This is a genomic window from Ornithinibacillus halophilus (assembly GCF_900129485.1).
GTDB lineage: Bacteria > Bacillota > Bacilli > Bacillales > Amphibacillaceae > Ornithinibacillus > Ornithinibacillus halophilus.
The window spans coordinates 46415-57438 of sequence record NZ_FQVW01000017.1 but is presented as its reverse complement, the minus strand read 5'-3'; the positions used below and the strand labels follow the sequence as shown (position 1 = coordinate 57438).

Annotated in this window: 10 protein-coding genes, 2 tRNA genes and 1 rRNA gene; 12 read left to right on the top strand and 1 reads right to left on the bottom strand. The window is 35.4% G+C overall.

All coding sequences use genetic code 11. The features are described from left to right. Positions 1–64 precede the first annotated feature (64 nt). The 9 genes from rrf (at position 65) to BUB12_RS08855 (ending at position 6016) form a co-directional block, all read left to right on the top strand. A 5S ribosomal RNA gene (rrf, locus tag BUB12_RS08895) occupies positions 65–180 on the top strand. 252 nt (positions 181–432) lie between these two features. Next, positions 433–509 (top strand) — tRNA-Met (locus tag BUB12_RS08890). Positions 510–663: 154 nt separating this feature from the next. Next, positions 664–740: transfer RNA gene (locus BUB12_RS08885), tRNA-Asp, on the top strand. Between the two features lie 258 nt (positions 741–998). Beyond that, on the top strand, positions 999–1982 hold the full coding sequence (gene thiL, locus BUB12_RS08880) for a thiamine-phosphate kinase (protein ID WP_072890143.1): 984 nt from the start codon (positions 999–1001) through the stop codon (positions 1980–1982). A gap of 4 nt (positions 1983–1986) precedes the next feature. Beyond that, positions 1987–2442: a tRNA (adenosine(37)-N6)-threonylcarbamoyltransferase complex ATPase subunit type 1 TsaE gene (gene tsaE, locus BUB12_RS08875; protein ID WP_072890141.1), complete on the top strand. Its 456-nt coding sequence runs from the start codon at positions 1987–1989 to the stop codon at positions 2440–2442. A 23-nt stretch (positions 2443–2465) separates the two neighbouring features. After that, complete coding sequence (gene tsaB, locus BUB12_RS08870; RefSeq protein WP_072890139.1) at positions 2466–3179, top strand: tRNA (adenosine(37)-N6)-threonylcarbamoyltransferase complex dimerization subunit type 1 TsaB; 714 nt, start codon at positions 2466–2468, stop codon at positions 3177–3179. Beyond that, complete coding sequence (gene rimI / locus BUB12_RS08865; protein WP_407668441.1) at positions 3169–3621, top strand: ribosomal protein S18-alanine N-acetyltransferase; 453 nt, start codon at positions 3169–3171, stop codon at positions 3619–3621. Before tsaB ends, rimI begins: the two co-directional genes overlap by 11 nt. Then, complete coding sequence (tsaD, locus tag BUB12_RS08860; RefSeq protein ID WP_072890136.1) at positions 3618–4628, top strand: tRNA (adenosine(37)-N6)-threonylcarbamoyltransferase complex transferase subunit TsaD; 1011 nt, start codon at positions 3618–3620, stop codon at positions 4626–4628. The genes rimI and tsaD overlap by 4 nt, the downstream gene beginning before the upstream one ends. 212 nt (positions 4629–4840) lie before the next feature. Then, positions 4841–6016: an FtsW/RodA/SpoVE family cell cycle protein gene (locus BUB12_RS08855; RefSeq protein WP_072890134.1), complete on the top strand. Its 1176-nt coding sequence runs from the start codon at positions 4841–4843 to the stop codon at positions 6014–6016. 65 nt (positions 6017–6081) lie between these two features. On the opposite strand, the gene BUB12_RS08850 is transcribed toward BUB12_RS08855, so the two are convergent. Next, positions 6082–8010, bottom strand: a complete 1929-nt coding sequence (locus tag BUB12_RS08850) for an ABC-F family ATP-binding cassette domain-containing protein (RefSeq protein ID WP_072890132.1) — start codon at positions 8008–8010, stop codon at positions 6082–6084. Positions 8011–8141: 131 nt separating this feature from the next. Here BUB12_RS08850 and moaC point away from each other — a divergent pair, with 131 nt between their 5' ends. The 3 genes from moaC (at position 8142) to BUB12_RS08835 (ending at position 10961) form a co-directional block, all read left to right on the top strand. Continuing rightward, positions 8142–8639, top strand: a complete 498-nt coding sequence (gene moaC, locus BUB12_RS08845) for a cyclic pyranopterin monophosphate synthase MoaC (protein ID WP_072890131.1) — start codon at positions 8142–8144, stop codon at positions 8637–8639. Next, positions 8639–9280: a redox-sensing transcriptional repressor Rex gene (locus tag BUB12_RS08840; protein WP_072890129.1), complete on the top strand. Its 642-nt coding sequence runs from the start codon at positions 8639–8641 to the stop codon at positions 9278–9280. The genes moaC and BUB12_RS08840 overlap by 1 nt, the downstream gene beginning before the upstream one ends. A gap of 184 nt (positions 9281–9464) precedes the next feature. After that, the gene (locus tag BUB12_RS08835; protein WP_072890128.1) at positions 9465–10961 is read left to right on the top strand and encodes a GGDEF domain-containing protein; all 1497 of its coding nucleotides are present in this window, start codon (positions 9465–9467) and stop codon (positions 10959–10961) included. The last annotated feature ends 63 nt before the right edge of the window (positions 10962–11024 follow it).

The window sequence follows — 11024 nt, the reverse complement described above, 5'->3', positions numbered from 1 at the left end:
AAAAAGACTTGCATTTTAATTCAGAAGTGATTATAATAAGTCTTGTCCTTAAATTTAATAAATGTCTGGTAGCGATAGCGAGAAGGTCACACCTGTTCCCATGCCGAACACAGAAGTTAAGCTTCTCAGCGCCGATGGTAGTTGGGGCTTTGCCCCTGCAAGAGTAGGACGTCGCCAGGCTTTATAATATCGCGGGGTGGAGCAAGCCGTTACAGCTTGAATTACTACTATGTGCAGGCTTGTGAGGAGTTACCTCAATGGTTATTCTCCTTAGCAAACGACAAACAGTCTTTTTGAGCAATGCTCCTACCGATTTAACTGCGAGTAACCCCGATGGATATACTTCATTGAATATGCTTGTAGAAGCAGGGGTCACTATTTAGTTATTGCTCATTAATAATTTTTTTAGGATTAATATCATTTTCCTTATATCGCGGGGTGGAGCAGTCTGGTAGCTCGTCGGGCTCATAACCCGAAGGTCGTAGGTTCAAATCCTGCCCCCGCAACCAAATTAATTCAACTAACCACGTAGAATATACTTCTTAGCTAGTTGAATATCAGTAGTACTGTAAAGTGCAACCAAAATATTCCAACTAACTACATTGATTATACATTTTTGCTAGTTGGAAATCAGTAGTACTGTAAATTTCAACCAATTAAATTGGTCCGGTAGTTCAGTTGGTTAGAATGCCTGCCTGTCACGCAGGAGGTCGCGGGTTCGAGTCCCGTCCGGACCGCCATATAAATAATAATACATATACACACATGATTTCTTCTTTGAAGTCATGTGTTTTTTATTGTATATAAACATATTCTATCGGTAAAATCTTTAAGTGAAAGTAAATCGTATAATTTGCTACTTGTACTATATTCAATCTTGTAATCTTCATTGATGGAGTTTTACAAATCTTACTGGCTGGTACCTATTACTTAGATTTTTTCTTTTCTATACTTTTTGCTATGATGAGTATAGAAGAAATATAGGAGTTCGTGATAACATGGATGAGTTTCAATTTATTAAACATATTGAACAAAATTTCTATAGACAATCAACTATAAGAAAAGGTACTGGTGATGATGCTGCTGTATTTACTCAAAACTATCAGGAGACAGTAGTAGCTAAAGATATGCTAGTTGAAAATGTCCACTTTTCTCGCAAAACGATGGAACCTTTTCACATAGGTTATAAGGGATTAGCAGCCAATATTAGTGATTTAGCTGCTATGGGCGCCTCTCCTGCATTTTATTTAGTAGGGATATCCATACCACCTAATTGGTCTATTAAGGAAATAGAGGATATCTATAATGGATTCAAGGCTATCTCGAATCATTACGGTATGGATTTAATCGGCGGAGATACCGTATCAGGAAATGAACTAGTTTTGTCGGTTACTGTCATTGGCTTTGTCAATAAGAATAGAATACGATATCGTCATTTAGCTAAAGATGGTGATGTTGTGTTTGTTACAGGTCACTTAGGGGACTCTCAAGCAGGTCTCCATCTATTAACTAGTGCGACTAGTATGGAACGGTTTAATGACGTAGATTACTTTATTCACAGGCATCGTATGCCAACTCCAAGAGTAAAATTTTCAAAAGCTATTGAAACTATACCTAGAGTAAGTCTAAATGATATTAGTGATGGCTTGGCAAGTGAAGCAAATGAGATTGCAGAAGCATCACAAGTGGATATAATTATATTTGATAAAAAAATACCGTCTCATCCATCCTATAATCAGTTTCCATTGAACGATCAGAAAAAATGGAAGTATTTTGGTGGAGAAGATTTTGAGTTATTAGGAACTGTTTCCCCATCTGATTGGTCTAAACTTGAAGAAGCAGCAAGGATAAGTGATACGCGACTTTCAAAAATTGGATATGTGTCTGATAAAAAGGACAGAAGTGGACGTGTTTATCTGGAACGAACCGGCCAATCAAGGATACAGTTAAAAAAAGAAGGATATAACCATTTAAGTAGGTGATATAATGGAGAAACATCAAATAATAACGGAAACAGAGATAGAGACAAAACGATTAGCTGAAAACCTTGCTCAATTATTAAAACCTGGTGATGTTATAACTTTGGAAGGTGATTTAGGAGCAGGTAAAACAACATTTACTAAAGGACTAGCTAATGGGCTAGGAATTAAACGGACAGTCAGTAGTCCTACCTTTACTATTGTTAAGGAATATGAAGGGGAATTACCTCTATACCATATGGATGTTTATCGACTAGAAGGTTCTGAAGAAGATATTGGTTTTGATGAATATTTTAATGGTAGTGGAATTACCGTTGTTGAGTGGGCTCATTTTATTGAGGATTACTTACCTGAAGAAAGATTGAATGTAAATATTGAATATAAGGACGAGCATAGTAGAGTATTGACTTTTGAACCAATAGGTCGACATTTTAATTCGATCGTTCGGGAGTTAATCGGCTGATTTAAAATAAAGGAGTTACAAGTATGTATATATTGGCAATGGATACATCTAACCAGTCTTTAGGTGTGGCAATTATGAAAGGCAGTGAGGTTTTAGGAGAATTAATTACCAATATACCTAAAAATCACTCAGTTCGTCTCATGCCGGCTGTAGACAAGTTGATGAGAGAAGTTAATATAACCCCTGACCAACTAGAAAAAATAGTGGTAGCTAAAGGACCTGGATCTTATACTGGAGTTAGAATAGGGCTAACAACAGCAAAAACGCTTGCATGGTCTCTAAATATTCCTATTGTAGGTGTATCCAGTTTAGAGGTTTTAGCATACCAAGGGAGGCTGACTGCTTCAGCATTATGTCCATTTTTTGATGCAAGAAGAGGCTTAGTTTATACAGGTCTGTATGAATGGAATCATAGCAACAGCCAGATGGAACAGCTTAAGAAAGAGACAAATATGTTAATGGAAGATTGGTTAGGAATTCTTAAAGACACTGGAAGAGAGATATTATTTTTAAGCCCTGATATGGATAAACATCGAGAAGTTATTCTTGATATATTAGGCGAACAAGTAATTTTCCCTAGTGAAAGTATTCAAATTGCAAGGCCATCTGACTTGGCACTTGCAAGTATGAAAAAGGAAAGTGATTCTACACATGGTTTAACTCCAAACTACTTGAGATTAGCTGAGGCAGAATCCAAGTGGTTACAATCACAAAAGGAACAAAAAAATAATGGCTAATTTAAAAATTAGAAAAATGAAGTTAAGGGATATTGAAGGGGTGTTGAAAGTAGAAAGAATGTCATTTTCAACACCCTGGACTAAGGATATATTTATACAAGAAGTGGAAAGGAACCAACATGCCCATTACTATGTGATGGAAATTAACGACTCAATAGTAGGTTATGTTGGATCCTGGGTTGTAATGGATGATGCACAAATAACGAATATAGCCATCATGCCTGACCTTCGAGGAAATAAGTTGGGTGAGAAGTTATTTCGATTTACAATGCAACAATTAGTTACACTAGGGGTTAAACGACTTTCTTTAGAAGTAAGAGCATCGAATCTTCCAGCACAAAAGTTATATAAAAAGTTTGGAATGGTCCCTGGTGGTATACGAAAAAATTACTATCAAGATGATAATGAGGATGCGATTGTAATGTGGGTGAATTTAGTATGACGAAAGAAACATATATATTAGGTATTGAAACTAGTTGTGATGAAACAGCAGTTGCGATTGTGAAAAATGGATCCGAGATTGTAACGAATGTGGTTGCCTCTCAAATCGAAAGCCATAAGCGTTTTGGAGGAGTAGTTCCAGAGATTGCTTCCAGACATCACGTTGAACAAATAACCATGGTTCTAGAAGAAGCATTTGAACTGTCAAAATTATCATGGGATGATATTGATGCAATTGCCGTTACTGAAGGACCTGGATTGGTTGGCGCACTTCTAATAGGAGTGAATGCTGCGAAGGCGTTAGCATTTGCAAAACAAAAGCCATTAATTGGTGTACACCATATTGCTGGACATATTTATGCCAATCGACTGGAACAAGAATTTCAATTTCCTTTATTAGCATTAATCGTTTCAGGTGGTCATACAGAATTGGTATTGATGAAAGAACATGGTCATTATGAGGTGATTGGTGAAACACGGGATGATGCTGCTGGAGAGGCTTACGACAAGGTTGCTAGAATGTTACATTTACCATATCCAGGTGGCCCACATATCGACCGTTTAGCTGCTGAAGGAAATGTGACAATTGATTTTCCTCGTGCATGGTTAGAAGAGGGAAGTTTTGACTTTAGTTTTAGTGGCTTAAAATCTTCTGTTATCAACACAATACACAATGCCAAGCAACGAGGAGAAGTACTTGAGGACAAAGATATTGCTGCAAGCTTTCAATCAAGCGTTGTAGATGTGTTAACAACTAAGACGGTAAAGGCGGCATTGAATCATAACGTTAAGCAGGTAATTGTTGCTGGTGGTGTAGCTGCTAATAAAGGACTTCGGAATGAACTTGTGAATAAGTTTGCTGATTTAGATATTCCTTTAGTAATACCTCCATTAAAGCTATGCACTGATAATGCTGCTATGATAGCTGCTGCAGGAACAATCAGCTATCATCAAGGTAAAAGGTCAGGGCTAGATCTAAATGCTAATCCTTCCTTGATATTAAAATAACATTATCCACAGAGGTGTGAATAACGTTACTAAATAGCTGCTATAACTACAACAGTGATTTGGGATAAAAATGTGGACAGTTTCATATGAGTTTGTGGATAATGTGTATAACTTTGTTGATATCCCATTATTATGCGTGTTTTCATGTGAATATCTCTGTGGATTATGTGCATAGGTAAAATATCTATATATAGAAGTGTGGTGTTACTAATTTGACGAATAATAAATCCCATTACATACAATCTGATTTTATCTTATTATTGTTATTATTTATTGGAGTAAGCTTACTTGCGATTTATAATGCTGAACAACTCCCTCAAAATGTAGGGCAAAACTATGTAATAAAACAAATTGTTTGGTTTAGTGCTGGGATATTTCTTGTTTCTATCATTCAATTTTTTGATTTAGAGCAGCTATATAAAGCAAGTATTTATATTTATGGATTTGGTGTCCTTGTATTAATTGTGTTGCTTATTAGTCCGGAATCAATAGCTGCTGAAATCCGTGGAACAAAAAGTTGGTTTACACTCCCAGGACTGTCTATTCAACCTGCAGAATTTACCAAAATCACCACAATTTTATTTTTGGCTGCAGCAATTAGTCAGCATAAAGGGAAGTATGAAGTACCAACAATCCCAAGTGATATCTTTTTACTACTTAAGATTGGTGTTATCACGGCTATTCCCATTGTTTTTATTTTAATGCAGCCCGATTTTGGAACATCTATGGTGTATGTCTTCATAGCAGGAATGATGGTCCTATTATCTGGGATTGATTGGAAGATTATCGGTGGTTTAGTTTTAACAGTTGCTGCATTAGCTGTTTCTACCTTATTGTTTATTGTGAACTTTCCAGAGTTAGCAGAGGATACTATTGGGATTGCACCATATCAAATTAATCGTTTAATGACATGGTTTGATCCATCGCAAAATGCTAGTGGGGATACGTACCAATTTGATTTATCAATGTTAGCATTAGGTTCAGGTCAATTGACTGGAAAAGGCTTGAATAACTTGCAAGTTGTACAGCTACCTGATGCACATACAGACTTTATTTTCTCTATTATTGGGGAAAGCTTTGGTTTTATAGGTAGTGCATTGGTGATCTTGCTTTACTTTATTATGCTTTACCGTCTGGTGACACTTGGCTTAAAAAGTTTTGAGAATAGCCAGTTTGGATCTTATATTAGTTTTGGTTTCCTAAGTCTGTTACTCATTCATGCATTCCAAAATATTGGTATGACAATCGGAATCATGCCTATTACAGGTATTCCATTATTGTTAATAAGTTATGGAGGAAGTTCCGTTTTATCCACAATGATAGGATTTGGCCTGGTTTATCGAGTTGCAGTTGAAATAGATATTCAGAACGATTATTTATTTAAGTAGATGGAACTTGTGTATAACTCATTAACAAAAGCACGCTTGAAATCTTTCTTTCAAGCGTGCTTTAACTATTCCTGCACTTCTTCTTCCTGTAACTCGGTCCATTCGGTCATTAATTGATCAATTTCTTGTTTGACTTCATTTACTTTATTCGTATATTCTAACGCTTTTTCATGGTCTTCGTATACTTCTGGGGCCGTCATTTTTTCTTCCAGCTCTGCTAATATTTCTTCTTGTTCTTCAATTAATTCTTCAAGTTTTGTGATTCTACGTTCTTTCTTTCGCTTTTCACTTTGAATCCGTTTTTCTTCTTTGAAACTTAGTTTTTTATCTTCTTTTTTATCTTTTTCGCTTTCTGTTTTCTCTAGCTGTTGTAATTCGTATTCTTCTTGTTTTTTCTCCATGTAGTAATCATAGTCACCTAAATAGACAGTAACTCCATCTTGCTGCATCTCAACGACTTGATCAGCTATTTTATTAATGAAGTACCGGTCGTGAGATACAAACACAATTGTTCCAGGAAAATCCATGAGTGCTGCTTCTAAGACTTCTTTACTATCAATATCTAAATGGTTGGTAGGCTCGTCTAGAATTAATAAATTAGCCTTTTGCATTCGTAGCTTTGCTAGAGCTAAACGAGCTTTTTCCCCACCACTGAGCGAATGAACCGGCTTTAACACATCATCCCCAGAAAATAAAAAATTACCTAGTATAGTACGAATGTCTTTTTCATTGATCGTGGGGTATTCATCCCATAATTCATTTAAGACGGTTTTATGCGAATTAAGATTTGCTTGTTCTTGGTCATAATATCCAATTTGAACATTGGTGCCTAGTTGAACGGTACCATTTGTAGGTTGAAGCTTTCCTAAAATTGTTTTTAATAGGGTTGTTTTACCAACTCCATTCGGTCCAACTAGCGCAATACTTTCACCACGATTAATGTGTAGATTAATATTTTTAAATAATGGCTGGTCATCATAACCAAATGAGAGTTCATTTAGTTTTAATACATCATTTCCACTACGTTTTTGAACTTGAAAAGTGATCGAAGCAGAAGACTCTTCACCTAAAGGCTTATCTATCTTGTCCATTTTCTCAAGTTGTTTTCTACGGCTCTGGGCACGTTTAGTAGTGGACGCTCGTACTAAATTTTTCTGTATAAACTCTTCCATTTTTTTAATTTCTGTTTGTTGTTTTTCGTATTCCTTTAATTCCTGTTCATAGTTCATTGCTTTCTGATTTAAAAAGTCACTGTAAGTACCATGGTATTTTTTTGTTTTATGTCTAGAAATCTCATAGACAATGGAAACAGTTTTATCCAGGAAATAACGGTCATGGGAAACAATCGTTACGGCGCCAGGATAACTAACGAGGTAATTCTCAAGCCAGCCTAATGTTTCGATATCCAGATGGTTGGTAGGCTCATCTAAGATCAATAAATCTGGTTTAAGAAGTAACAACTTACCTAAAGCTAATCGTGTTTTTTGACCACCACTTAATTCGTTGATAGGGGTTTGATCATCATAATCTAGGAAGTTAAGACCTGATAGAACTGCCTTAATGTCTGCTTCATAGCGATAACCACCGTTTTTCTCAAACATTTGCTGTTTTAAATCGTAGTCCTTTAATAGCTTTTCATAATCTTTTTCAGATAAATGAGCAGCTTGCTCCATTTTCTTCTCAAGTTTTCGTAATTCTTCTTCTTGTGTAATGAGTGATTCAAATACTTCTAGCATTTCATTCCAAATGGTGTTATTGGATTCTAGACCAGTGTGCTGGGACAAATACCCAATTGAAAGGTCTTTCGGTTTAAATAATTCCCCTTCATCATGGGAAAGCTCTCCAGCCATGACTTTTAACAAGGTAGATTTACCAGCACCATTTCGCCCTACAATAGCGATTCTGTCTTTGTCTTTTATTTCCAGTTTTATATTTGATAGAATCTCTTCAGCACCAAAGGATTTGGAGATTCCATTTAATTGCATAATAATCATAACTTTCACCTCAAATAATATACGTTTATTCTATCATGAAAGTAGCTAGTAATACTACTTGTGAAATTTGTCACGACTTATTCCGGATTTTTTGGTAAAATAGTGGTGTATACTAAATTGGAGATGAGTGTATGTCGGATTTTACCCATTTTAATGCTCAAGGACGAGCACATATGGTAGATATAAGTGATAAGACAGAAACTGAACGAACGGCAATTGCTAGGTCTAGTGTTTTTGTTACAAAAGAAATATATAATAAGATTACAGGAAATGAAATTAAAAAGGGGGATGTTTTGGCCGTTTCACAAGTTGCTGGGATAATGGCAGCGAAAAAAACGTCAGAATGGATTCCGATGTGTCATCCATTATCACTAAAAGGTGTTGATATATCATTTGATTGGAAGATTACTGAAGACACTTATGAATTAGTGATTAACGTATTAGTTAAAACAAAGGGTAGTACTGGTGTAGAAATGGAAGCGCTGACGGCAGCATCAGCAACTGCCTTAACAGTTTATGATATGTGTAAAGCTATAGATAAAGGAATGGTTATTGGAAAAACATACCTGGTTCAGAAGACAGGTGGAAAGTCAGGAGATTTCCATCGTTCACTTGAGGAGGATAAATAATGGCACAAAATAAAATACCACAAGCAACTGCAAAACGTTTACCTTTGTATTATCGTTTCTTAAATAATTTACAACATCAAGGAAAAACAAGAGTATCATCAAAAGAGCTTAGTGAGGCGGTAAAAGTCGATTCGGCTACTATACGTCGGGATTTTTCTTATTTTGGGGCATTAGGTAAAAAAGGATATGGCTACAATGTCGAATATCTACTTGGATTCTTCCGAAAAACACTAGATCAAGATGAATTAACGGAAGTAGCACTAATCGGTGTGGGAAACTTGGGAACGGCATTTTTACATTATAATTTTATGAAAAACAATAACACCAAAATACAGATGGCCTTTGATACGAGTCCTGATAAAATTGGAACGGAAATTGGTGGCGTTCCTATCTATCATATTGATGAGTTGGAAGAACGAATCAATGGCGTTAAAGTGGCAATCTTAACTATACCAGCATCAGAAGCGGATAAAATCACAGAAAGATTAGTTGATAAAGGTATCACTGGGATCCTTAACTTCACACCTGCACGAATTACGGTACCAAGCCATATTCGCGTTCATCACATCGATTTAGCTGTGGAGTTACAGTCATTAGTATATTTCTTAAAACACTATCCATTAGACAAAGAAAACGATTAATATGGAAAAAAGAGGCACAGTTGTTGCCTCTTTTGTTTTGGAATAATATAGGAACTAATACCTAATCTTTTAGGTATCTTTATTAAGCAAAAGGTACTATAATGTAACTATTATTAATATTATCACCATACAAATATAACTTAGAAGGTTAATAGCTTAATCAACTTAGAATGGAGTGACAAAAATGAAGTCCAAGTTTAGAATACGGCTATTTTTGATCATGATCACATTTGCAGTTGTTATTTCTTTTACGATTGCAACTGTTAATTATATTCGTGAAAGAGGACAAGCTATTGAAAGTAATAAAATCCAAGTAGATGAGATTGAAACAAGTGTTTCTGATTCTATTGCTATGATTGATAAGGCTTACAATTACTTTGATGAAGATACTAGAGTTCAAATGTATGAGAATACAGAATATCTAATGGATTTATACCATAAAAATCCAAATGTGGAGAACTGGGATTACGAGGATCTAAAACAAGCATTAGGAATGGATATATACATAATAGATAATGAGAATACGATTATTCAAAGTAGTTTTATAGATGATATTGGGTTAAATTTTTCCGAGTGTTGTAGTGAATTTGCATCTCTATTAGATGAACGACGGGAATCAGGCGAGTTTCATGCAGATGGGATGGATTTACAACAAAAGACAGGTGAGATAAAAAAGTTTAGTTACATGGCAACACCTGATAAACAGTACATAATTGAATTGGGTTTCTCACTAGAAGAAGGAACAATTTTTAAAGAGTTTAACTTTTTTAATGTGATTGATGACTTAGTGCAGAGATATCCATCATTGGATGCAGTTAATCTATTAAATACAGATGGTTTCCTCTATGGAGAAGTTACAGAAGAAACCCATTTGCCTAGTGATCGTTATGATGCATTTGAAGAGGCCGTTCGTACCCAGGATGTTGCAGAGTTAAAAAGTGACTGGAATGGAAAATCAGCACAATACCGTTATGTATATTATAACTCTGATTTAACACAAGGTATATCAACTAATCGAGTGTTAGAACTTGTATATAATGATTACGAACTTCAATCAGTCTTAATGGATAATACAAAAGCCTTTATTTTACAATTAATCATAATTTTGATTGTGTCTGTTATTGTTGCATTGATTATATCTAAATGGTTAGCCTGGCCAATGTACTTAGCCTTTCATGATAGTTTAACAGAATTAAAGAATCGCGCATCCTTCGATGATGATATACAACTGGCAATTGCAGATAATCGAAAGCCTTTTGCATTATTCATGATTGATTTGGATAACTTTAAATTGGTTAATGATTATTTGGGACATGATCGTGGTGACTATGTATTAAAACAAGTAGGTAAAACGATCAAAAAAGCGATACCTGAAAAGGGTTCCACGTATCGCTTAGGTGGTGATGAGTTTGCTGTCATTGTTCCTATTAAGGATGAAGTGGAAGCAGAAAAGATTGCGCAAAACATTATTAAAGAATTTAAAAAACAAATCTATAAGCATAATGAAATAGGAAACTTAAATGTAACAGCAAGTGTAGGTATTTCCATAGGGCCACGCCATGGATTAGATGCAGAAACCTTATCGAAAAAAGCAGATATTGCCTTGTATCATTCCAAGGAAAAAGGGAAAAATTGCTATGCTGTATTTGGAGAGTTTTGTGTTGATGCGAGTAATAAATGAATTAGAAAATAGTGTTGAGCAATGAAAAATCCGAACTTGTGAATCAATCAATAGATTAGATTC